23 protein-coding genes are annotated in these 20,362 nt (G+C 68.1%); 11 read left to right on the forward strand and 12 right to left on the reverse strand.

From position 1 onward, the window contains the following. Positions 1-76: 76 nt before the first annotated feature. Positions 77-310: a ParB family protein gene (locus CEP50_RS12785; RefSeq protein WP_106114174.1), complete on the reverse strand. Its 234-nt coding sequence runs from the start codon at positions 308-310 to the stop codon at positions 77-79. Continuing rightward, positions 307-477 carry a hypothetical protein gene (locus CEP50_RS20145; protein ID WP_181188371.1) on the reverse strand — a complete coding sequence of 57 codons (171 nt, stop codon included), beginning with the start codon at positions 475-477 and terminating at the stop codon, positions 307-309. The genes CEP50_RS12785 and CEP50_RS20145 overlap by 4 nt, the downstream gene beginning before the upstream one ends. Before the next feature lie 527 nt (positions 478-1,004). Here CEP50_RS20145 and CEP50_RS12790 point away from each other — a divergent pair. Continuing rightward, complete coding sequence (locus CEP50_RS12790; protein WP_106114175.1) at positions 1,005-3,140, forward strand: MMPL family transporter; 2,136 nt, start codon at positions 1,005-1,007, stop codon at positions 3,138-3,140. Here the strand turns inward: CEP50_RS12790 and CEP50_RS12795 are convergent. Then, positions 3,045-4,481, reverse strand: a complete 1,437-nt coding sequence (locus tag CEP50_RS12795; RefSeq protein WP_106114176.1) for an MFS transporter — start codon at positions 4,479-4,481, stop codon at positions 3,045-3,047. The genes CEP50_RS12790 and CEP50_RS12795 overlap by 96 nt on opposite strands. 569 nt (positions 4,482-5,050) lie before the next feature. Here CEP50_RS12795 and CEP50_RS12800 point away from each other — a divergent pair. Further along, positions 5,051-6,463, forward strand: a complete 1,413-nt coding sequence (locus tag CEP50_RS12800; RefSeq protein ID WP_106114177.1) for a condensation domain-containing protein — start codon at positions 5,051-5,053, stop codon at positions 6,461-6,463. Between the two features lie 208 nt (positions 6,464-6,671). On the opposite strand, the gene CEP50_RS12805 is transcribed toward CEP50_RS12800, so the two are convergent. Together CEP50_RS12805 and CEP50_RS12810 are read right to left on the reverse strand one after the other, a co-directional pair. Beyond that, on the reverse strand, positions 6,672-6,878 hold the full coding sequence (locus CEP50_RS12805) for a hypothetical protein (protein ID WP_106114178.1): 207 nt from the start codon (positions 6,876-6,878) through the stop codon (positions 6,672-6,674). 447 nt (positions 6,879-7,325) lie between these two features. Continuing rightward, positions 7,326-8,549 carry an alpha/beta hydrolase family protein gene (locus CEP50_RS12810; RefSeq protein WP_106114179.1) on the reverse strand — a complete coding sequence of 408 codons (1,224 nt, stop codon included), beginning with the start codon at positions 8,547-8,549 and terminating at the stop codon, positions 7,326-7,328. A gap of 722 nt (positions 8,550-9,271) precedes the next feature. On the opposite strand from CEP50_RS12810, the gene CEP50_RS12815 reads away from it, so the two are divergent. Continuing rightward, positions 9,272-9,658, forward strand: a complete 387-nt coding sequence (locus CEP50_RS12815; RefSeq protein ID WP_106114180.1) for a hypothetical protein — start codon at positions 9,272-9,274, stop codon at positions 9,656-9,658. Between the two features lie 122 nt (positions 9,659-9,780). Here the strand turns inward: CEP50_RS12815 and CEP50_RS20150 are convergent, their stop codons facing one another. The 3 genes from CEP50_RS20150 to CEP50_RS12825 form a co-directional block, all read right to left on the reverse strand. Continuing rightward, complete coding sequence (locus CEP50_RS20150) at positions 9,781-9,942, reverse strand: hypothetical protein (protein ID WP_181188372.1); 162 nt, start codon at positions 9,940-9,942, stop codon at positions 9,781-9,783. A gap of 1,038 nt (positions 9,943-10,980) precedes the next feature. Next, entirely contained in the window at positions 10,981-11,172 is a 192-nt protein-coding gene (locus tag CEP50_RS12820; protein WP_106114181.1) for a DUF397 domain-containing protein, read from the reverse strand. A gap of 2 nt (positions 11,173-11,174) precedes the next feature. Continuing rightward, a complete protein-coding gene (locus tag CEP50_RS12825; protein ID WP_374957095.1) occupies positions 11,175-12,086 on the reverse strand; it encodes a helix-turn-helix domain-containing protein in 912 nt (303 codons plus the stop codon). An 87-nt stretch (positions 12,087-12,173) separates the two neighbouring features. Between CEP50_RS12825 and CEP50_RS12830 the strand changes: the two genes are divergently transcribed. From CEP50_RS12830 to CEP50_RS12855, 6 genes are all read left to right on the forward strand, one after another. Beyond that, a complete protein-coding gene (locus CEP50_RS12830) occupies positions 12,174-12,416 on the forward strand; it encodes a zinc finger protein (protein ID WP_106114182.1) in 243 nt (80 codons plus the stop codon). Then, positions 12,413-12,640 carry a hypothetical protein gene (locus CEP50_RS12835; protein WP_106114183.1) on the forward strand — a complete coding sequence of 76 codons (228 nt, stop codon included), beginning with the start codon at positions 12,413-12,415 and terminating at the stop codon, positions 12,638-12,640. The genes CEP50_RS12830 and CEP50_RS12835 overlap by 4 nt, the downstream gene beginning before the upstream one ends. Continuing rightward, on the forward strand, positions 12,640-12,996 hold the full coding sequence (locus tag CEP50_RS12840; RefSeq protein WP_106114184.1) for a hypothetical protein: 357 nt from the start codon (positions 12,640-12,642) through the stop codon (positions 12,994-12,996). The genes CEP50_RS12835 and CEP50_RS12840 overlap by 1 nt, the downstream gene beginning before the upstream one ends. Positions 12,997-13,069: 73 nt before the next feature. Beyond that, positions 13,070-13,954 (forward strand): radical SAM protein, encoded by an 885-nt coding sequence (locus tag CEP50_RS12845; protein WP_219905459.1) that lies wholly within the window; start codon positions 13,070-13,072, stop codon positions 13,952-13,954. A 15-nt stretch (positions 13,955-13,969) separates the two neighbouring features. Further along, positions 13,970-14,719 carry an AAA family ATPase gene (locus tag CEP50_RS12850; protein ID WP_106114185.1) on the forward strand — a complete coding sequence of 250 codons (750 nt, stop codon included), beginning with the start codon at positions 13,970-13,972 and terminating at the stop codon, positions 14,717-14,719. Next, complete coding sequence (locus tag CEP50_RS12855; RefSeq protein WP_106114186.1) at positions 14,716-15,552, forward strand: aminoglycoside phosphotransferase; 837 nt, start codon at positions 14,716-14,718, stop codon at positions 15,550-15,552. The genes CEP50_RS12850 and CEP50_RS12855 overlap by 4 nt, the downstream gene beginning before the upstream one ends. Positions 15,553-15,665: 113 nt before the next feature. Here CEP50_RS12855 and CEP50_RS12860 read toward each other — a convergent pair whose 3' ends face one another. Further along, positions 15,666-15,860, reverse strand: coding sequence for a ParB family protein (locus tag CEP50_RS12860; protein WP_106114187.1), 195 nt, complete (start codon positions 15,858-15,860; stop codon positions 15,666-15,668). A gap of 110 nt (positions 15,861-15,970) precedes the next feature. Between CEP50_RS12860 and CEP50_RS12865 the strand changes: the two genes are divergently transcribed. Next, a complete protein-coding gene (locus tag CEP50_RS12865; protein ID WP_106114188.1) occupies positions 15,971-17,641 on the forward strand; it encodes an AMP-binding protein in 1,671 nt (556 codons plus the stop codon). Between the two features lie 61 nt (positions 17,642-17,702). On the opposite strand, the gene CEP50_RS12870 is transcribed toward CEP50_RS12865, so the two are convergent. Together CEP50_RS12870 and CEP50_RS12875 are read right to left on the reverse strand one after the other, a co-directional pair. Next, entirely contained in the window at positions 17,703-18,698 is a 996-nt protein-coding gene (locus CEP50_RS12870) for a R2-like ligand-binding oxidase (protein WP_106114189.1), read from the reverse strand. A 65-nt stretch (positions 18,699-18,763) separates the two neighbouring features. Next, positions 18,764-18,973 (reverse strand): hypothetical protein, encoded by a 210-nt coding sequence (locus CEP50_RS12875; protein WP_106114190.1) that lies wholly within the window; start codon positions 18,971-18,973, stop codon positions 18,764-18,766. A 354-nt stretch (positions 18,974-19,327) separates the two neighbouring features. Between CEP50_RS12875 and CEP50_RS20915 the strand changes: the two genes are divergently transcribed. Then, a complete protein-coding gene (locus CEP50_RS20915; RefSeq protein ID WP_019855634.1) occupies positions 19,328-19,723 on the forward strand; it encodes a cold-shock protein in 396 nt (131 codons plus the stop codon). A gap of 31 nt (positions 19,724-19,754) precedes the next feature. On the opposite strand, the gene CEP50_RS12885 is transcribed toward CEP50_RS20915, so the two are convergent. Then, complete coding sequence (locus CEP50_RS12885; protein ID WP_106114191.1) at positions 19,755-20,252, reverse strand: DUF2771 family protein; 498 nt, start codon at positions 20,250-20,252, stop codon at positions 19,755-19,757. Positions 20,253-20,362: the final 110 nt, after the last annotated feature.

Consider the following 20,362-nt stretch of genomic DNA (forward strand, 5'->3'; position numbering starts at 1 on the left):
CCCGGTCGGGAGAAACCGTACGGACCGGATCGTCCGGTCCCGGCCGTGGTTGACCGGGACACGGTGTGGGGAACGGTCAGCGTTTCTGGCTTGTGGAGGGGCCGGTGCGGAGTTTGCCGTCGACCCGGGGGAACTGCTCGCCGTTGTTGTGGTTGCGTTCCAGCCGTTCGACCTCGCGGCGGAGGGCGTGTTCGACGAGGTCGGACATGCTGGAGGTGTGGGCCACGTCGCCGCCGAGGGCGGCCACGGCGGCTTTGGCGCGTTCGATCACGTCGGCGGAGACGTAGGGGGTAATGGCACGGCGGGTCATTGGTCACGCTCCGTTGTCCGGGCTCGGATGATTTCCAGGATGACGGTGGCGACCGCGAAGGTTCCCGTGGTCCACACGAACCAGGTCCACGCGTCGATGATCAGGGCCACCACGAACGCGCCGACGGGGAACACGGCGAAGACGCCCTGCGGCGGGTTTCGTCGCATGTGTCGCTTTTACTCCAGGGGTAGGTGGATATTTCCCGAATTGTGGAACGAAGGAATCCTTCCCGGATTCTGTTCCTCGTTGTCGTCGTGTGTACCGCCGTTCGTCCGAGTGTCGGTTCCGCATGGTTCCGGAGTGGGGCGGGCCGTGCTCCCGGTGAGCTCGGGGCCAGGAAGGCCCTGGTGACAGGGTCGAGGTGCGAACCACCGCCCGGCAAAACCGGGTTCACATGGTGGTAACCGTTTCGTTCGAATGGCTGTGTGCGTCCTCACCCGTGACGGGCGGGCTATTGCGCCGTCCGGAGGTTACTGGTGAGTTGTCACCGAGGATTCCTTCCGGGGTGGTCCGCCGAAACCACGCACCCCGCGTGGGCCGAGGCATTTCGGTGACCGGCAGGAACCGGCCCGTGGGAATTCCCGATTCTGCGTGGAACCGACGCCGGAATGTCCGATTCGTTCCTTTCGTTTGTTCCCGACGTTGTCCGGGGAAGGTTCCGCGACGGTGACGCATCCACCGAGAGGAGCTAAACATGGTTTCCTCCACCGTCAGCACGACACCACCGGAGCGCACCCCGCCCTCGCGGCGCAGGAGGTGGTGGATCCTGCCGATCCTGCTGGTCCTCGGCTGGCTGGTGCTCGGTGTGGTCGGTGGCCCGTTTCTGGGCAGACTCAACGACGTCCAGCGCAACGACGACGCCTCGTTTCTGCCGGCGGACTCCGAGGCCACCAGGGTCGTCGAACTGCAAAAGCGGTTCTCCGCCAGCGACGTCCGTCCCGCCGTGGTGGTCTTCGAACGCCCCGCCGGACTCACACCGCGGGACAGGGAAGCCATCCGCCAACGGGTCGAAGCGCTGAACGGCGTGGACGGTCTGGAGGGGTCCGTCTCGCCGCCGGTTGTCTCCGAGGACGGCCAGGCCGCCCGGGTGCTGGTCCCGGTCTCCGGGGCGGACCCCTTCGCGGCGGGCAGGATCGGCCAGGAGGTGTCCACGGTGGCCTCGCGGGAGCTGCCCGCGGGACTGGAGGCCAACGTGACGGGCCCCGCCGGTTACGGCGCGCAGATGGCCGAGGTCTTCTCCGGCATCGACGGCAAGCTGCTGGTCGTCACCGCCGCTCTCGTCGCGCTCATCCTGGTCGTAGTGTACCGCAGCCCGCTGCTGCCCCTGATCGTGCTCGTGGGCGCCGGACTCGCCCTGGCCCTGGCGTCGATGGTCGTCTACCCCCTGGCCAAGCACGAGGTGGTCAACCTCAACGGCCAGACCCAGGGCATCCTGCTCATCCTCGTTTTCGGCGCCGGTACGGACTACGCCCTGCTGCTGGTCTCGCGCTACCGCGAGGAGCTGACGCGTCACGGCACCGCCCGGGCGGCCATGCGGCGTGCCCTGCGCGCCTCGCTGGAACCGATCGCGGCCTCGGCGGGCACCGTGATCGCCGGGATGCTGTGCATGCTGTTCAGCGACCTCGCCTCGAACCGGGGGTTGGGCCCGATCGCCGCGATCGGGATCGCCGCCGCGCTGCTGGCCTCCCTGACGTTCCTGCCCGCGACGCTGGTGCTGTTCGGGCGCTCGGCGTTCTGGCCCTTCCGGCCCGACCAGCACGCCGAGCCGGACGGAACGGACGAGCCGTCGCGGCCCGTGACGCTGTGGCACAGGGTGGCGGGCGCGGTGGGCAGGCGTCCGCGCCGAACGTGGATCGTCACCGCCGCCGTCCTGCTGGTCGCCGCCGCCTTCGTCCCCCAGCTGCACGCGGACGGGGTGTCCCAGCGCGACACCTTCCTCGGCGAGGTGGAGGCCGTCGTCGGCCAGCGGGCCCTGGACGAGCACTTCCCCGACAGCGGGGGCGCCGGGATGCCCGCCGTCGTCATCGCCGACGCCGACCACGTTCGGCAGGTCGTCGACGCGGCCGAGGGCGTGGAGGGGGTCGAGGAGGCGATCCCGAAACCCGTCTCCCCACGGCGTCCGGGGCAGCCGAAAGTGGTCGACGGGATGGTCGAGGTGAACGCCACGCTGCGGGACCCGGCCGACTCCGAGGCGGCGGTGGACACCGTGCGGCGACTGCGGGAGGCGGTGCACGCTGTTCCCGGCGCCGAGGCCGAGGTGGGCGGACAGACGGCCAACCAGCTCGAAGTGCGTCAGACCGCCGTCCACGACCGGTCGGTGATCATCCCGTTGGTGCTGGCGGTCATCTTCGTGCTGCTGGTGCTGCTGTTGCGGGCCGTGGTCGCACCGTTGCTGCTGATCGGGACGGTGGTGCTGTCGTTCGCGGCCACGCTGGGTGTCGGCGGGTTGGTCTTCGAGCACCTGCTGGGTTTCCCGGGAGCCGATCCCTCGGTGCCGTTGTACGCGTTCGTGTTCCTCGTGGCGCTGGGTATCGACTACAACATCTTCCTGATGACCCGGGTCCGGGAGGAAAGCCTGCGGAGCGGCACCGAGGAGGGAACCCTGCGCGGTCTGGCGGTGACCGGCGGTGTGATCACCTCGGCCGGGGTGGTGCTCGCCGCGACCTTCGCCGCGCTGGGCGTGCTGCCGGTCCTGTTCATGGTCCAGATCGCGATCCTGGTCGCCTTCGGTGTCCTACTGGACACGCTTGTGGTGCGTTCGCTGCTGGTTCCCGCCCTCATTGTCGACATCGGACGTCGTGTCTGGTGGCCCAGCCGACTCGGCCGTTGAGCGGATCATGGCTGCCAGCACACTCCCCACGGCCGTGACCAGCGCGGCCACCAGCAGACTGGTGTGCAGTCCCTCCAGGAAGGCCTGCCGCCCGGCGGCGGTGAGCGCGGCGGCCACGGAGTCCGTGGTCGCGGGCGGCACCGGCACCGTTCCCTGCGCGACGTCACCGGTGTTGTCCAGCGTCCTCCGGACGAGATCCTCGGGAAGCGCGGCGTGGTCGAGCTCGGCGGGCAGCACCTCGCCCACCCGCCATGACAGCACCGCTCCGAGGACGCCGATGCCGAGCACACCGCCGAGCTGGCTGACCGTCTGCTGCACGGCCGAGGCCAGGCCGGACAGCGCGGTGGGGGCCACACCGATGATGGCCTGCGTCCCGGCGACCAGCGCGATCCCGGCACCGGTCCCACCGAGCAGCGCGATCGGGGCGAACCCGGCCAGCGTGGTTTCATCATCCACGGTGGACAAACCGGCCAGTGTCACCACGACCAGGGCCATACCGGCCAGGGCCGGGCGGGGCGCGCCGTACCGTGTGGTCAGCACACCACCCAGCGGGGCGCTGAGCACGACCACGGCGGACAGGGGCAACAGCCAGAGGCCAGCGGCCACCGGATCCAGCCCGCGCAGGTTCTGCAGGTACAGCGTCAGCACGAACAGCAGTCCGTAGATCGCGAAGTAGCTCGCGGTGACCAGCAGCACGCCGAACCCGATTCCGGGCAGCCGCAGCACGGCCCGCGCGGGAGGGCGAGGCGCTTCGTCCCCACGGGACCCGGCGGCGCTCCACCGGCCCAGCAGGGCGGTGACCAGCGCGAACGGCAGGTTGAGCAGGAACACGGCGGGCCAACCGAAATGCTCGACGATGGTGCCGGCGATGATCGGCCCTCCCGCCGCCGAGGCCGCGGTGGCGGCGGTGAGCACGCCGATGGCCGGATTCAGGCGGGGTGGGGGGAAGGTCACGCGCAGCAGGGCCATCGCGGCCGGTTGCATGAGTGCCCCGGCCAGCCCCTGCGCGGCCCGCAGCGTGATCAGCATCGTGGCGCTGGTGGCCAGGGCGATGGGCAGGGACAGCAGGCCGAACAGCGCCACCCCGAGAACGAACCCCCGCCGGGCTCCGACACGGTCGACGAACCGTCCCGCCGGCAGCAGTCCCACCGCCAGGGCCACGAGGTAGGAGTTGGTGATCCACTGTAGTTGGATCGGGCTCGCGTGCACGGTCTGCGCGATGTTCGGCGCGGCGATCACCACGGCCGTGCCGTCCAGTCCGGCGAGCACACCGCTGATCGAGACCGCCAACAGCAGCCACCGGGAGCGCTTCGCTGGGCGCGAATCTCGCATTTCGGTCATACGAATCCTTTCGCCGTATTCGCGAAAGACAATGGGGTGTCCCTACTCCTCGTCACATCATGCACGGAGCGTGGAGATATTTCCTATGAAGTGTGTCTCACGGGGCGGGTGACCAGAATGTGGAATACCTTGACATGGCGAGTTTACCTTATGGCTAATTGTTTGTTCATTTTCGGGGAAGATGATCTGGTGCTCTGATTCACACGTTTTCTTGGTTGTGCTCCGGCGCTGCCTCTGGCTAGTCTTCGCACCATCCGGTGAAAACGAAACGCAAAAGGTGGCCCATCCCGGGGTCGCACTATTCGACCAAGATCGTTTTCTCTCTCCATTGGGCGGACGGTTCCGTCTTTCGACGGTGGGTTCCGTCCGGTGAGAAAACGTTTACCGACTCCTGTTCCATCGGGGGCGAAATGGCTCCACCAGTCATGACCCGCTCGGCGACCGTTGCCGAGACGAACGGTGTATTCGCAGCTCACGGGCTTGTGATGGGCGTGTCGTTCCCGCGATGTCCTCGCCGGAACGAACCCGAACAGCACCACGAACCCCTTTGATTCGATGCGGAAAACGAGATGAAGCTCACCGAGATATCACAATACGACGCGCGAACCGGATACGTCTCCGAGTGGAGACTGCACCCGTCCACCCTCGCCGCGGCCGAAGAAGCGGGAATCGACTCCCGATCGCCCTCATATCTGCAGGAGGCGCACGTTCGCACGGCCGCGATGAATCGTCAGCGCGGCGTGGAGGAACCGACATGGTTGGCGACCGCCTTCGACATCTCCGGCGGGGCCGATCCGGACGCCCTGGAAATGGCCTTCCGGAGCTGGATAGACCGGCACGAAACGCTTCGCAGCGGTTTCCGCGAGTCCGACGGAGAACTGCTGCGTTTCACCCTGGAAACGGAGCGGATAGCGCTCCAACGGGTCGAGATCGGCGACTTCGCCGATCAGGAGGAACTGCACCGCTACCTGGAGGACCGCTTCGACGAGTCGACCGACCCGCTGGACTGGCCGTGCTATCTGTTCGTGACCGTGGACCACGAGGAGGCGACCACGGTCTACATGGCCTTCGACCACACCAACGTCGACGGCTACTCGATCAGCCTGATCGCCCACGAGATCCAGGAGCTCTACCGCGCCGCCGCCGTCGGTGACCGGGCACAGCTGCTCGACGTCGGCAGCTACGTCGACTTCGCCGACGCCGAACGCGCCCGGGCGGCCGAGCTCGACACCGACCACGAGGACGTCCGGCGCTGGCGGGAGTTCGTGGTGGGCGCGGACTGGCAGTTGCCCGCCTTCCCCCTGGATCTGGGGCTGGCACCGCAGGACTCGGTCATCATGCCGCGGCAGAGCGGGCTGTGCGAGTGGCTGCTGGATCCCGCCGAGGCCGACGACTTCGAGGCGGCCTGCAAGGAAGGCGGGTCGAACTTCTTCAGCGGCATCCTGGCCGCCACCGGGATCGCCGCCTGCGAACTCGGCGACCAGGACGTCTACCGCACGCTCGTTCCCTTCCACACGCGTTCGCAGCCGCAGTGGTGGGCGTCGATGGGGTGGTACGTCGGGCTGGCGCCGGTGGAGCTTCCGGCGACGCAGGCGGGTGATTTCCACGCCTTCGCCACGCGGGCGCGGGAGACGGTGCGGTCGGTGAAGTCCATGGCCGAGGTGCCGGTCGCGCGGGTGTGCGAGTTGCTCGGTGTCCTGCTGCGTCCGGTGTTCCTGGTGTCCTACATCGACGGCAGGCTCGTTCCCGGTGCCGACCGCTGGGACGAGTGGAACGCGCACGCTTTCGGCAAGGTCTCGCGCGGCGACGGGGTGTTCATGTGGATCAACCGAACCCAGGACGGCGTGTACGTCACGGCCCGGTATCCGGCCACCGAACTCGGGCACAAGAACGTGCTGCGTTTCCTCGCGCGCACCGGCGAGATCCTCACCACGGTCGCCCAGGACGGTGATTACGTTCCCCTGTTGGCCGGGCCCCGGTGAACCACGGATCACGGCCGAACAGCGCGGCCGCGGATTCGCGGGTCAGTACGGACGCCCCGCACGCGCGGGGACGGGCCGTGGCGGGCCAGTTTTAGGCAAAATCGGCCCCCGTGTTCCCGCACGCGTAGGGGGCGGAGCCGCTGAGACGTGAGGGCCGTGGCAGAGACCCGGGGATCTCCTGGTCGCTGTCACGGTCCTCGCGGGGTTGTCAGGGCCGCCCGCCCGGGCGCGACGTCGAGGGACGCCAGTACCGCGCTCCCACGGCGAAGGCCACGGTGAGACACGCCAGCACCCCGAGGCCCCAGAAGCTGGGCTGCTCGTCCGCGTGGAACAACGACGGGATGAGCAACATCAACACGGCGGCCGAGACGGACATCCCGGCCAGGCTGACCACGAACAGCCGTGTTCCTCTCATCGTCCTCCCCCTTCGTGGAAGCAGCCGGTGCTCCGGCAACAGCCTACGTACCCGTGCGGGCACCGGACGATGTGTGCCGCAGCCGGGTCGCCTACCTCGGCGCTTCTCCGGTGGTGCCTTCTGCTCCGTCGACTGCGTGTCGGGGAGGTTGTTGTGGTGCTCGGTGGGGGCTGGCTAGGATGCGCGTGCTTCCCACGGGAGATCACAAGTGAATAACGGGCCTGCGGAGTCGCAGGTCAGTACGTGTGTTCCCCGCACGCGCGGGGATGGACCCTGCGGTTGTGTGCAGGCCTCGCGCATGGCGGCGTGTTCCCCGCACGCGCGGGGATGGACCGGAGTGGGCCGTTCGTAAGGCGTCTGACCTGGTGTGTTCCCCGCACGCGCGGGGATGGGCCGAGGTGGCCCGGTTTTAGGCGAAATCGGGCCACGCCTTCCCGCGTCAGCGGCTCATGACGACGGGTCGGACGGGACACCCCGGCCGCGCTGTCCCGTGTCGGAGGAGTCCGGCCCGGAGAACACGACCTCCGGGTAGTGCGGTGACGGCCCGTCGAACAGGGGTGAGGTTTCACCGGCCAGGTGTTGCCGCACGAAGGCCGTGACGTAGGCGCGGGTGATCAGCACCGAACGAAGCGCGGGGAGCCTGTCCTGATTGTTCCGACCGGTATCGGCGGGTAGTTCGTCGCGCAGTCCGAGCTGGTCGATCAGGACCGGCCAGTCGGTGAAGGAGGAATGGCCGGTGCCGCGCACCAGCAGGAACCGTTTCCATCCCGCCAGCTGCGACCACGTCCGGTGCCACGAAGGATCGAGGTCGGGCTGTTCCAGTCGCCGACCGTTTCCCAGCAGCAGCACCGGAGCCCGTGTACCGGCCAGGGAGTCGGGGTCGTGGATCGTGCCGTCCATGTTCGCCCCGGCCCGCACCCACGGGTCCGCGTGCGCGGCCTGCACCGCGGCAGCGCCTCCGATCGAGTGGCCGACCGCGGCGATCGCCGAACCGTCGACGACGTGTGCTCCCGACCAGGCCGCCCCGGGGCCGACCAGCGACTCCAGTACCAGGCGGAAGTCGGCGACCCGGCTGAGCACCACGCGTTGCAGTTCCTCGTGTTCGTCGAACTCGCACGGCACCGGCTTGGCGCACTCCGTGACCCGGCCGTCGGGGAACTCCACCGGTGCCTCGTAGGTGTGATCCACCCCGGCCACGACCGTCCCGTGGCTGGCCAGTTCCTCGGCCGTTCCGGTCACCGCAGCACGTGGGTTGCCGAAACCGGGTGAGAGCACCACCAACGGCCACGGTCCCGGTCGGGGCGCGGCCTCCGGGCCCGAGTTGGTGTGCACCCTGCTCAACGCCTTCGGTGGAACCGGCAGCTCCGCCATCTCAGCGACCAGTTCGGAGACGGCGGGGGAGACGTACGGCGCCGAGGTTCCCTCCCACGGCAGCGCCGGGTACCACACCGACACCATGAGGCGGCGATTCCCGGAACGGGGCCGCCACGGGTCGGTACGGTCCCTGTCCACCAGCGACAGCACACTGCGTCCGACGGGGTAGGGACCGGTGGGGGCGGGCAACCACGGTCGGATGCCGGATTCCGCCGAGGTGTCCGCACCGGCCCGTCCGGACAGACCGGCCGAGGCGGCCGAGGCCGTGAGGGGCGCGAACAGCGCCGAGGTCAACATGCGCCGCCGTGAGACCCCCGGGCCGGAACAGTTCCACACACGGCCACCGTGTCACGGTGCCGTGCCCCCGACAACACGATTACTCCGTCCGCGCGAGATTCGGTCCGGACAGGACTCTCCGGTGGTTCGCCCGAAGCGGTCGGTCTTGACCGTGGTGGAGGCACAGTCTTGTCGTTTCGGGGTAGGTTTCGGGAATCCGTGGGAACTGTGTTCTGCTGGTTTTCTTGGTGCACAGGGTGTGCTGTGGACATGTGGATAGTGATTCCCGGTCGTTCTTGGCGGAGTCCGCACCACATCCGCCCCACGCGAAGGCTATAGTGGACAGATCTGGGAAGCGGGCGAAAAGGCCTTCGGAATCGGGGCTTCTTCCGTGGCGCCTTCGGTTCGGAGAGGTACTCCTCGGGAAGGTTGTTGTGGTGCTCGGTGGAGGCTGGCTGGGATGTGCCTGCTTCCCACCGGGGGTAGCAAGTGAATATGCGGCTACGGAATCGCAGGTCAGTACGTGTACGCCCCGCACGTGGGGTGGATGGTACGGGAGTTATCTTGCCTTGTGTTTCAGAAGAGTACGCCCCGCACGCGCGGGGCAGGTGGCCCGTTTTAGGCAAATTCGGCCCACGTCCGTTCACGTGAGGACGGAACGAATACAACGGTGGATATCATGGTGTCCGGTTGTGAGACCTACTGTGTTCGGGCTCTTCAGGCTCCTGCGGAGAAGGAAAGCGGTGCGTGGGCCGATCGTGCGGCTGGTGTACGAACGCACCAGCCCTCCCGGCGTCGATGCGGGCGTCGAGCCGTTGATCGCGGTGTGCGCCACCGAGGAGGAGGCCGAGCACCTCGAACAGGTCAGTTCCAGCCGGGGCCGCTATGCCTTGTGGGAGGAGCACCCGCTCCAGGGGGCCGCCGGCCGGACCACCCCTCTCGTCGACGGGGAGATGGTGCACCTGGTGTTGCTCGGCGATGTGGACGCCGACCCTCGTGATCCGATCGGAATCGCCGTCCACACCGACCGCCAGGCCGCGGAACGGCACGCGGCCGAGCAGGCGCACAGCACCGGAGACGCGGATTACTATGCGGTTTCGCTGCCCATCGGGTGGCGAGCCGAGAGCTGAGCACCGTTGCTCACGAGCCCTCCTCCGCCTCGTCGCGGGCGGCCTCGTCGCGGAGGGCGGCCACGGCGGCTTTGACGCGTTCGATCACGTCGGCGGAGAGGTAGGGGCCATCGTGCGTCGGGTCATCGGGTCACCTTCATGCGGATGATTTCGAGTATCACGGCGGCCACGACGAACGCGCCCATGATCCACAGCATCCAGGTCCATGTACCCAGTACCAGGCCGAGCACGAACACCACGATGGGAACCACCGTGAAGGTTCCGATAGGGGGGTCGGTCTTCATGGTTTGCCTTTCTGGTGGGGAGGAGTATTCTCAGAGTGGTGGGGACTGGATACTCCCTTTACCCCAGTCCCCCGGCATCGTCACCGTCGGCGGTGTTTGCCTCGCTTGCGGCCTCTCTTGAGGCGCCGGTGAGGCGTGGCCGTTCGCGTCACCCTGATTACCAGATCCCGTTGGTTCCGGTCCTGGGTTTTCCGGGTGGCGCGGATGGTCACCGCCCCCGCGATGACGCTCACGATTTCCGAGAGCGTTCCCACGGCGTTGACGACGATTGCCAGATGCATCTCTCCGGCTTTTGCCTCGCTCCGTGGTTAACTGATCCGACTTTCCGCCGAACCGTCTACAGTGCATCCGAATTGGACCTGCTGCACAAGGGTGATCGACCTGCCTCTGTCCCGAGGCGAGCCGGACCTTGATACTGAGGGTTCTTCGTCGGCGAGCTGTGCGGCTACACCGAGCGGGACCGGGTGGCGATCGCGCCGCCCTTCTACCACTGCTTCGGGATGGCAGTTTCGGCTACTAGCACGAACTGGCCGCTGCTAGTTTTCCCTGTGCACAAGGGGTGCTGTGGATATGTGGACTAGCCGCTCCTGGCGTCGACTAGCCGAGTCTGCCCCACATCTGCCCCACGGTGGGGCTACAGTGGACAGAGTGGGGAAGTGGGTGAAGAGTCCTTCGGGAGCGGGGCTTCTTCCGGGGTGTCTTGTGGTTCGTCGCGGTGCCCGCCGGGGAGGTTGTTGTGCTGCTCGGTGGGGGCTGGCTAGGATGCGCGTGCTTCCCACGAGAGATCACAAGTGAATAACGCGACCGGAAAGTCGCAGGACAGTACGTGTACGCCCCGCAGGCGCGGGGATGGACCACAGGACCAACACAGCGCGTCCGGCGCCTGATGGTACGCCCCGCAGGCGCGGGGATGGGCCGTGGTGGGCCAGTTTTAGGCAAAATCGGGCCACGCACTCGCGGCACACGTCCGCAGGAACAGGGCAAGGCATGAAAACGGCGCCCCCGGAAGCCACGGGGGCGCCGTTGTTGTCTACGGCCTCACTCGAAGCGGTTGTTCTTGACCGCGTCGAGGAAGGTGGTCCACTGCTGGCGGGTGGTGGTGAAGTACCCGAGCTCGCGGTTCTTGGTGTCGCGGACGGCGGCGCCGTCGCCGACGCGGCCCACCTCGACGCAGCTCGTTTGTTTCGACGAGCGGCTCGACTTCCGCCAACCTTCAGGGTGTACCGTCATGCTCAGTAGTCCTCCATATCTGTCGCACAACGCAGGATGAACTCGACCGAGTCGGTCGGGTTCATCGCTGCCTCACGGAGGTTAACCGCCGCTTCCCGGTGCACCTGGATGTCCCCGGCGCCGGACAGGAATGCGGAACTACTGAGGTGCTCGTGGTGCACGATCGGAGCACTCTTGGCGAAGTCGAACAGGATGAACGGGCCGGCATGTGCCGGTGTCCAGTTAGTCAGCTCGTGCGGCAGTACATGCACGGTAACGTTGTCGAGTTCGGACATCTTTGCGATGTGGCGGAGCTGGTCGGCCATGACCGTTCGGCCGCCCATAGGTTGCCGGAGGGCGTTCTCGGCGATGATCGCGGTGAAGTCCACCGGCTGTTTCGAGCGGGTGAGTACGTCACGACGTCCGACGCGCATGGCCACCAAGCGCTCCATCTCACCGGGTGGTTCACCGGCCATGATGGTGCGAGCGTAGTCGGACGTTTGTAGTAATCCGGGAACGAGGATCGGTGACACGTCGACGATGCTGGTCGCGGTGCGCTCGAACTCCAGTAGTGTCGTCAACTCGTCGTGACCGGAACTCGCTTTCAGCCAGTTCGCGTCGCCGTTAGAGATGTCGGTGGCCATCTCCGTGAGACGTTCCCGCTCAGCCTCGGGGACCCCGACGGTGGCCGCGATAGCTGATACCTGCGCTGGTGTTGGTACTTGTTCACCGGTTTCGAATCGAGCGTACTTACTGTGGTGCCATCCGAGTTTCTGCGCCACGTCGCGCATGGTCATCCCCGCAGTATCGCGTGCTTCTCGCAGCTCAGCGCCGAGAGCGCGCACGCGTGGCGAGTGTTTCGTGGTGCGAGCCATGAGACAAACCCTAGCGGTCGTCCCTAGATCCACGTCCAGGCTTTCACTCGTTCGGAGCATTGCTCCCTTACCGGGGACGCCATATTGTCCCCGGTACAGACGGAACAGAGTGGACAAGCTCTGTTCGTGCATTTGGGAGGCTACGCTATGTCACATCCGATTGCGTGGGTGCCCGCCGAGCGGGCACGCCACGCCAGCACCGACCCGGTGTCCCGACGGGGTTGTCGGGAGTACCCGGAAGGCCAGCGGGTGACCACCCTGTGTGGACAGACCGTGGAGGCCTGCGAGGGCGAACTCGCCTGGCTGTGGTGGACCTGCCCGGACTGTGATGACAGGGCGCGGGAGCTCGTGGGGGCTCCGCCGCGTCCGGATGTGGGGCAGCGGTCGTGAGCGGGCCGAGTTCGGGGGCCGTGCTGGCCGAGTTGTTGGTGCGGGGCACGTGGTTGGTGGAGGAGGCCGCTTACGAGATCGGCGGGCGGCGCTACACCAGCGGGCAGTGTCGGGATGTGGCTGCCGCGTTGGAGGAGTTGGCCGCCGCGCTGCGGGAGCACGCCGACACGCTGCCGTCGGGGGAACTCACCGTCGACAGCACGGTGGGTGGTTCGGATGCCTGATGTGTTCCGTTGTGGTCCTTGCCGTGGCCTTGGCCGCGACCGCGGTCGTGCTGGGCGTGTGGGGCCACTACTCGGAACGGCGGCCTCGCCATGCTGGGGCCGGGGCGGGGGCGTTGACCGTGCGGCAGCTTCAAGCCCAGATACAGGGCGAGCGGGAAGTCGAACGGACCAGGCAGCTTCCACGGGTGCGGCCCGGAATGCGGTGGGGATGGTGCGGCGACCTCTACAGCGAGGAAAGCCGCCCCGGTAGCAGGCACCTACCGGGGTGGCAGGACCACAGTAGCGCGGACTGGGCCGAGAACGCCCCGCCCCCGGAACTCATGGCCCGCGTGCTGGCGCGGCTGCGCGCTCTGTAGAGACCACGGCCCGGCACTGTGACGGCGCCGTGAGTGGCGCGAACGAAATCGGCTCTTTTTCAGGGAGATTATCGTGCAGAACCTTTCTTTCGTGTGGCTGGAGATCACCGGAAAATGCCAGCTGGAGTGCACCCACTGCTATGCCGACTCTGGCCCTGGTGTCGATCATGGAACGATGACTGAGTCGGATTGGCGCCGAACTATCGACCAGGCTGCCGAACTGGGAACCGAGATGGTGCAGTTCATCGGTGGCGAACCCACGCTGCACCCGACCCTGCCCACTTTGATGGAACACGCACGAAGTCGTGGCGTCGAGGTCGAGGTGTTCTCGAACCTGGTCCACGTGCGCCCCGCTGTCTGGGACGTGCTGTCCCTTCCGGGGGTGCGGCTGGCGACCTCGTACTACTCCGACGATGCCGGCGAGCACGCGGCCGTGACGCGTCGCAACACCCACGAACGTACGAAGAGCAACATCGCCGAGGCAGTGCGCCGTTCGATCCCGCTGCGGGTGGGCGTGGTCGACCTCGCCGACGGCCAACGCAGTGAACAGGCCGTGGCCGAACTACGAGCCCTCGGCGTGAGCGAGATCGGCACCGACCGCCTGCGTCAGGTCGGGCGCGGCGTCCAAGTGGAGGAAGCAAGCCTGAACCAACTTTGCGGGCACTGCGGCAACGGCAAGATCGCTGTGGCACCGACTGGCGAGGTGTGGCCGTGCGTGTTCTCCCGGTGGATGTCCGTGGGCAACGCCCGCGAGTACGCACTGGCCGACATCCTCACCAGCCCCCGCATGGCTGCCACGGAGCAACAGCTCCGGGACCACTTCGGTGCGTTCCCCCGATCAGCGTGCGATCCTCAATGCGGGCCGAACTGCGGCCCCGCCTGCAATCCCTCCTGCTGGCCGACCGGCGCGGGCCCGTGCGGCCCGAAAGGTGGATGCCAGCCGAACTACGACGCCTAGGAGGAACAACCCAGGGTGTTCGTCCGACGCGCCTACATCAGAGAGGCGAACCGCCCCGGCCGCGCCGAACGCGGCCGGTGGCCGTTCACCGTGCCCTGCGTGGCAGAACTCGCCGAGCACGGGCTGACCTTCCACACCCCGGTGACCTTCCTGGTCGGGGACAACGGTTCTGGGAAATCCACCCTGGTGGAGGCCATCGCCGAAGGGTTCGGGCTGGACTCCTACGGAGGTCGTCTCGCCGCCAAACGAGGGCGACCAAACCCGGCCAAAACCCAGCTTGGTGAGGTACTCACCCTGGAGACCACCGCGGCCGGATCGCGGATGCGCGCAGGCCCGCGCAACGCGAGGAAGGGGTTCTTCCTCCGAGCCGAAACCGCCTTCCAGATGACCGAGCAGCTCGGCGGAGTGCCCGGATACTGGGAGGAGGACACCTCGACCATGTCGCACGGCGAGGGGTTCCTGACGGTGTTCCGCGAGATGATGGCCCAGCCCGGTTTCTACGTCATGGACGAGCCCGAGGCGGCGCTGTCATTCACCTCGTGCCTGCACCTGGTGGGGTTGATGCACCAGCTCGGCCGAACCGGCGCGCAGGTCGTCTGCGCCACCCACTCGCCGATCCTGGCCGCCGTCCCCGGCGCCGAGATCGTCGAGGTCGGCGAGCACGGATTCCGCCGAGTCGAGTGGCACGAGCTGGAGCTGGTCGACCACTGGCGACGCTACCTCGACAACCCCGAGGCCTACCTGCGTCACATACTGGACACATGAGCCCGTCCGACTCCGAGGTCGCCGAAGCCGACCTGCGGTTCGCCGCCTGGATGCGGGAGAACCTCGACCACGCCGCCGAGCACTTCGGTGTCACGATCACCGGCGAACCGGTGCACGGCTGGCGGCTGCTGTCCATCGGAGCCCCGGCGCGGAGCGGGCAAGGACGGCGTTGGCTGCGGGTGGTCACCGAACAGCCCCCGTGGGCCCGAGGCGCGTGGTGGGTCGGCAACGCCGAGGCCAACGTTATCACCGGCCTCCGCAAACCCCACGTGCTCGACACCCACGAGTGGGAGATCCCCGGTGTCCGGCGCCAGCGCGCCGAACTCATGACCTACCTGTCCGGCAGGGCCTGCGCGGCCGAGAACGTGCTCCGGCAGGAACTCGACCTCCCGGAATCGTGGTGGCACCGACTCCGCGGCAGCCTCGACACCCTGGCAGACTTCCCCACGGACCGCAGACACAAGACCGAGCCGGAGATCACCGGACGGCTCAACCGGATCGGCGCCCGGCGCCCGGTGCTCGACTGGGAAACCGTCCACGGCGACCTGCACTGGGCCAACCTGCTCCAACCCGAGCTCGGGCTGCTGGACTGGAGTCTGTGGGGACGTGGCCCCGCCGGTACCGACGCGGCCACGTTGTACTGCTACAGCCTGCTGGCTCCACGCACCGCCGCGACCGTGTGGCACACCTTCGTCGACATCCTCGACGCCCCCAGCGGAACCACCGCACTGCTGCACGTGGCCGCACGTCTGCTGCGTCGCGTCGAATCCGGCGACCACCCCGAACTCGCCCCGCCACTACACCAGCTCGTCGAACGGCTCACACAGCGCTGAACCACCCGTTCCCGGCCACCCCTCGCTGCCCCTCAACCAGCGCTCCCCGCACACGTGGGGATGGATAGTGCGAGCCCCGGCCTTCTTCGGCTGGGGCTCGGTGTGTGCGGGGGTCAGCGTCCTTGGTCGGTGGAGGGGCCGGTGCGGAGTTTCCCCCTGACCCGGGGGAACTGGTCGCCGTTGTTGTGGTTGCGTTCGAGTCGTTCGACCTCGCGGCGTAAAGCGTGTTCGACGAGGTCGGACATGCTGGCGGTGTGGGCCACGTCGCCGCCGAGGGCGGCCACGGCGGCTTTGACGCGTTCGATCACGTCGCCGGAGGCGCTCCCGGCCGAACTTCCGAGGACGTCTCGACTCCTTCGTTCGTGTGAGCGACGATGTTGTCCGGAACACACCGTCGTGTCGCAACGGGGAGGTCATCGTGTCGGAGTTCGGCGACGACCGGACGGTCGAGGAACCCCTACGCCGCAGTTACGCCTCGGGCACCTCGGAGGTCCCGCTGCTGGGGGACACGATAGGGGCTGACCTGCTGCGCACGGCCGGGCGCGTGCCGGAGCGGGACGCGCTGGTGGAGTTCGCCACCGGACGCAGGTGGACCTACCGCGAGTTCGTCTCCGAGGTGGACTCCCTGGCCTGCGGGCTGCTGCGGGCGGGCCTCACCCGGGGCGACCGACTGGGCATCTGGGCCCCGAACCGCGCGGAGTGGACGCTGGTGCAGTACGCCACCGCGCGGATCGGGGTGATCCTGGTGACCGTCAACCCCTCCTACCGCGCGCACGAGTTGGAGTACGTGCTCAACCAGGCCGGGGTGCGGATGCTGGTCGCCGCCGAGGGGTTCAAGAGCTCCGACTACGTGGACATGGTCGAGCGGGTGCGCCCGCGCTGCCCCGAGCTGGAGCGGGTGGTGTTCCTGGGCGGCGACGACTGGCGGGAACTGTTCGTCGCGGCGGACCCGGAGGAACTGGCGCGGGTGGAGGCAGGGTTGTCCGCCGACGACCCGATCAACATCCAGTACACCTCCGGAACCACGGGATTCCCCAAGGGGGCGACGCTGTCGCACCACAACATCCTGAACAACGGGTTCTTCGTCGGCGAGCTGTGCGGCTACACCGAGCGGGACCGGGTGGCGATCGCGCCGCCCTTCTACCACTGCTTCGGCATGGTCATGGGCAACCTGGCCTGCACGAGCCACGGCGCGGCGATGGTGATCCCCGCCGAGGGTTTCGACCCCGCCGCGGCGCTGGGGGCGGTGCAGGCCGAGCGGTGCACCTCGCTGTACGGGGTGCCCACGATGTTCATCGCCGAGCTGGAGCTGCCCGACTTCGAGCGGTACGACCTCTCCTCCCTGCGCACGGGGATCATGGCCGGTTCGCCGTGTCCGGTGGAGGTGATGAAGCAGGTCGTCGAGCGGATGGGCATGTCCGAGGTGGCCATCTGTTACGGGATGACCGAGACCAGCCCGGTGTCGACCCAGACCCGCCCGGATGACTCGCTGGAACGGCGGGTGTCCACCGTGGGCCGGGTGGGCCCGCACCTGGAGATCAAGATCGTCGATCCGGAGACGGGACGCACCATGCCGTGCGGGCAGCCGGGGGAGCTGTGCACGCGGGGTTACTCGGTGATGCTGGGCTACTGGAACGAGCCGTCCAAGACGGCCGAGGTGATCGACTCGGCGCGGTGGATGCACACCGGGGACCTGGCGGTGATGGACGAGCACGGCTACGTGAGCGTGACCGGGCGGATCAAGGACATGGTCATCCGGGGCGGGGAGAACATCTACCCCCGCGAGATCGAGGAGTTCCTGTACACCCACCCGGACATCCTGGACGCCCAGGTGATCGGGGTTCCCGACCCGCGTTACGGGGAGGAGCTCATGGCCTGGGTGCGGCTGCGGGAGGGGGCCGTCGACCTCACCGCCGAGGCGCTGCGCGAGTTCTGCGCCGGCCAGCTGGCCCACTACAAGATCCCGCGCTACGTGCACGTGGTCGACGAGTTCCCGATGACGGTCACCGGCAAGGTGCGCAAGGTGGAGATGCGGCAGCAGGCCGTGCGGCTGCTCGGCCTGGAGGAGCAGGCCCCCTCGTCGGAGTGAGACCGGCTCGACGGAGGCCCACCTCGGCTCGCCGAACGGCCCGCCGTCGCCGAGGAACCGCTCAGGCGGAACCGGCGGGCTGTTCCCCGGTGCCGGTGGCCTCCAGCGCGGCGGCGTCCTCGGCGCCGAACTGGTCCTCCAGCCGCTCGGGGGTGGCGTCCACGTCGATGCTGGCCACGTCCGCCCCGCGTGCCGCCGAGATCGCCCCCAGCCGTCGTCCGGCGCGGTCCGAGGCGTAGGCGGACAGCTCGTCGATGTCGAGCCCGAAGGGTTCCCGGTCCCCCGCCCACTCCGGGCGCCACTGGATCTGCTGCACCGCCAGCGGCAGCAGCTCGTCCATGCGCTGCTGGACGAGTTCCCAGTTGCGTTCGTCGGCGGCCACGTGCCTGCGGCAGGTGAACGTTCCCCAGGCCATGTGGCGCCGTTCGTCGTCGCCGATGCGGCGGACCACCTCCCGCATCCCGGGCAGGATGTCGCGGCCGTGGCAGATCCTGTTCCAGGCGTGGTAGCCGGTCAGCGCCAGGGTGCCCTCCACCACGTGGTTGTAGGTCACCGAGGCGCGCACCTGGTTGGCCGGGCTCGGGTCGTGGTGCAGCGAGTCCAGCGCCTCGGGCAGGGCCTCGTAGAAGATCGCCCGGTAGCCGGGGTTGTCGGCCACGTAGTGGTGCAGGTCCTCGGTCAGCCCCACCGCGTCCAGCCAGAGCCGGAACACCTGGGTGTGCTTGGCCTCCTCGAAGAGGAACTGGCTCAGGTAGACCTCGTCGGCGAAGCGTCCCTCGGCGCTCATGGCGGCGATGAACGGCCGCAGGTCCTCGGTGACGGCCTCCTCGCCGGCGATGAACTGCGCGCACAGCAGGGCGACGCTGCGTTGTTCCTCCTCGGTGAGGCGGTGGAAGTCCTCGGCGTCCCGGCTGAAGTCGATGTCGGCCGGGTTCCAGAACCTGGCGTTGCCCTTGTCGAACAGCCGCAGCGGCAGCGAGTCCCAGTTGACGCCCCCGGCCCGCAGGGAGTGGAACTCGGTGCGCTGCGTGTCCTGTCCGCCCGGGGTCCCGTTCATGAGTCACCCCTTCACCGTGTGTGAGGAAAACAACACGGAGATTTTCGATACTGCTTGGTTTCGCGTCAAGGGGCGTCACGACGGGCGCGCACCACCAGCGACACCAGCCCGATGCCCAGTCCGAGCGGGCACAGCATCGTCATGGCGTTGAGCCACCAGGGCAGGTTCCGGTATCCCAGAACCGAGAGGCCGAACACGAGCAGGATCACCAGCAGGCCGACGCAGAACGTGCCCACGGCCACCGGCATCGCGACACCACGGGTGGAGGTGCTCATGTAACCAGCCTATGCGGTGCGCCGACGAACACCGTGCCCACCACGGCACGAAGCCGCCCCGCCGGGACTCCCGCCCGGGCGGTGGACACCTCCGCCTGAGGCGTTGTTGTTCTTCGCAGAACGGGTACGCTTGACGGGACGCGTCCTGGAACGCAGTTGCCGCAACAGGCTCGCAGTGCCCGCGAGGCAGGTAGGCGTATCCGGGGCGCGTTCGTCGTGCCGGGACAGCTTCCGATCGGCGTCGACGCGACTGGCAACAATCGAACGTAGGCAACGGCGTTTCCCGGCAGCCGCCTCCCGTCCCTCTCGGGTGCGCGGTCGGGAACACGTATCTGACAGGGAACGGTGAGGACTGTGCCGACCGGCAGGGTCAAGTGGTACGACGCGAACAAGGGCTTCGGCTTCCTGACCCAGGACGGTGGGGAGGACGTGTACGTGCGGGCCTCCGCGCTGCCGTCCGGGACCCAGGCGCTCAAGACGGGTCAGCGGGTCGATTTCGACCTGGCCCAGGGGCGTCGTGGTCCGCAGGCGCTGCGCGTCCAGTTGCTGGATCCGCCGCCCTCCGTGGTGGAGGCCCGTCGACGCCCTGCCGACGAGCTGCACGGCATGGTCGACGACATGATCAAGCTGCTCGAGTCCAGCGTGTTGCCCGAGCTGAACAAGGGGCGCTACCCGGACCGCAAGGTCGCCAAGCGGGTCGGCGGCGTGGTGCGCGCCGTGGCCCGGGAACTCGATCCGGGCGGGTCCTGAAACCGCGGCCCCTCCCCGTGGCGGGGAGCGGTCAGCTCCGGCTCGCGGCGGGATCCGGCTGTTCGACGTCGATCACCCAGCTTCCGCCGATGACGAACTGCAACCCCTGCGAGTCGTCCATGCTCAGCGTGGCGTAGCGCTGCACCTCGACCTGTTCCAGCTGCGCCTGCGGCTCGGGCAGGTCGAGCGTGTAGCTGAAACGGGTTCCGTGCTCGATGAGGCCGGTGCGGCCCTTGGCCTCCTCCCCGGAGGGGGTGCGGTACCTGAACACCACCTGCCACGGCGCGCGCCGCACCTGCTCCGGAACCGAGATCTGCACCGGCTCTCCGGGCGGGACGGTGAGGCTGCCCGCCGCGTCCGGACGGGGTTCGGAGCACTCCCGTTCCACGGGGTCGCAGTAGGTGACCGGGTCGACCCGCACGGACTCGCCGTGCGCGTAGAAGGTCACCCGCGGGTCGTGGTCCGCTGCGGAACAGCCCGTCACCGCCAGGGCGGTCAGGGCGAGCAGCGCTGTGAGTCCTCGGCGCACGGTGCTGAGCCTACGACCGCGCTCCCCGGCCGCCGTCGCCCGGGCCCCGCCGGGGTGTTCGCCCGCTTGCCGCCCCGTGGGCGCACGGCACGGGCCCGTGCCGTGCTGTT

Origin of the sequence: Actinopolyspora mortivallis, assembly GCF_003001495.1 — a bacterium.
In the GTDB taxonomy this organism is placed as follows: domain Bacteria; phylum Actinomycetota; class Actinomycetes; order Mycobacteriales; family Pseudonocardiaceae; genus Actinopolyspora; species Actinopolyspora mortivallis_A.

Excerpts from the sequence above, each read along its gene's own strand:
- CEP50_RS12785 (WP_106114174.1), bottom strand. The coding sequence starts at position 310 with ATGACCCGCCGTGCCATTACCCCCTACGTCTCCGCCGACGTGATCGAA.
- CEP50_RS20145 (WP_181188371.1), bottom strand. The coding sequence starts at position 477 with ATGCGACGAAACCCGCCGCAGGGCGTCTTCGCCGTGTTCCCCGTCGGC.
- CEP50_RS12790 (WP_106114175.1), top strand. The coding sequence starts at position 1,005 with ATGGTTTCCTCCACCGTCAGCACGACACCACCGGAGCGCACCCCGCCC.
- CEP50_RS12795 (WP_106114176.1), bottom strand. The coding sequence starts at position 4,481 with ATGACCGAAATGCGAGATTCGCGCCCAGCGAAGCGCTCCCGGTGGCTG.
- CEP50_RS12800 (WP_106114177.1), top strand. The coding sequence starts at position 5,051 with ATGAAGCTCACCGAGATATCACAATACGACGCGCGAACCGGATACGTC.
- CEP50_RS12805 (WP_106114178.1), bottom strand. The coding sequence starts at position 6,878 with ATGAGAGGAACACGGCTGTTCGTGGTCAGCCTGGCCGGGATGTCCGTC.
- CEP50_RS12810 (WP_106114179.1), bottom strand. The coding sequence starts at position 8,549 with ATGTTGACCTCGGCGCTGTTCGCGCCCCTCACGGCCTCGGCCGCCTCG.
- CEP50_RS20150 (WP_181188372.1), bottom strand. The coding sequence starts at position 9,942 with ATGAAGACCGACCCCCCTATCGGAACCTTCACGGTGGTTCCCATCGTG.
- CEP50_RS12820 (WP_106114181.1), bottom strand. The coding sequence starts at position 11,172 with ATGACGGTACACCCTGAAGGTTGGCGGAAGTCGAGCCGCTCGTCGAAA.
- CEP50_RS12825 (WP_374957095.1), bottom strand. The coding sequence starts at position 12,086 with ATGCTCCGAACGAGTGAAAGCCTGGACGTGGATCTAGGGACGACCGCT.
- CEP50_RS12830 (WP_106114182.1), top strand. The coding sequence starts at position 12,174 with ATGTCACATCCGATTGCGTGGGTGCCCGCCGAGCGGGCACGCCACGCC.
- CEP50_RS12840 (WP_106114184.1), top strand. The coding sequence starts at position 12,640 with ATGTGTTCCGTTGTGGTCCTTGCCGTGGCCTTGGCCGCGACCGCGGTC.
- CEP50_RS12855 (WP_106114186.1), top strand. The coding sequence starts at position 14,716 with ATGAGCCCGTCCGACTCCGAGGTCGCCGAAGCCGACCTGCGGTTCGCC.
- CEP50_RS12870 (WP_106114189.1), bottom strand. The coding sequence starts at position 18,698 with ATGAACGGGACCCCGGGCGGACAGGACACGCAGCGCACCGAGTTCCAC.
- CEP50_RS12875 (WP_106114190.1), bottom strand. The coding sequence starts at position 18,973 with ATGAGCACCTCCACCCGTGGTGTCGCGATGCCGGTGGCCGTGGGCACG.